Genomic DNA, 755 nt, shown 5'->3' with positions numbered 1-755 from the left:
TATTTATTTCAACAATTTTAATACCAGGATCTCGCCCTCCTAAAATTGTTAAAGAGTATATGGTTCAATCTATGAAGCCAGGAAGTGTCATTGTGGATATTGCAATAGATCAAGGTGGTACAGTAGAAACTATTGATCATTATACAACTCATGATAATCCTGTATTTATTAAACATGACGTAATTCATTATGCAGTACCAAATATGCCTGGTGCCACCCCACGTACTTCAACTATGGCGTTGGCAAATGGAAATATTGAGTATTTACTAGCAATTTCTAAAGATGGATTAGAAAATGCAATTCAAAATAAATCATCATTAGCATCTGGGATAAATGTATATAAAGGTATTATTACCTATGAAAATTTAGGTATGACGCTAGGTTTGGACTTTAAACAATTGAAAGAAGTGTTAGTATGATTACCAAAAACGTATTGTTAGATATCACTGACATTAAAAAAGCCAAAGAAATTCTTGATGTAAATGCCCGAAAAACACCTTTGGTTAAATCTTTCTATTTAACTAGTAAAACCGGTGGAGAAATTTATTTAAAGTTGGAAAACATGCAGTTAACAGGTTCATTCAAGTTTCGTGGTGCATTTAATAAAATTTCTCAACTTACAAATGAAGAAAAAGAACGTGGTGTAATCGCCTGCTCAGCTGGAAATCATGCACAAGGTGTTGCATTATCTTCTCATTTACTCAAAATTAAAAGCAAAATTGTGATGCCGACCTCTGCACCGCAAGCTAAAGTGG

At 33.2% G+C, this 755-nt stretch carries 1 protein-coding gene and 1 pseudogene; both read left to right on the top strand.

Annotated elements, in window-relative coordinates; all coding sequences use genetic code 11:
- A pseudogene (locus ACTJJY_RS31915) lies at positions 1-419 on the top strand (alanine dehydrogenase); the annotation flags it as partial.
- Positions 416-755: pyridoxal-phosphate dependent enzyme (locus ACTJJY_RS31910; protein ID WP_440607449.1), on the top strand; the 340-nt coding region annotated here is incomplete at its 3' end. The pseudogene ACTJJY_RS31915 and the gene ACTJJY_RS31910, both read left to right, overlap by 4 nt.

The organism is Bacillus sp. 22475, from assembly GCF_052044835.1.
Classification (GTDB): Bacteria; Bacillota; Bacilli; order Bacillales; family Bacillaceae_G; genus Bacillus_A; species Bacillus_A cereus.
Note: the sequence above shows the minus strand (reverse complement) of the source record. Positions and strands in the feature narration are given on the sequence as shown.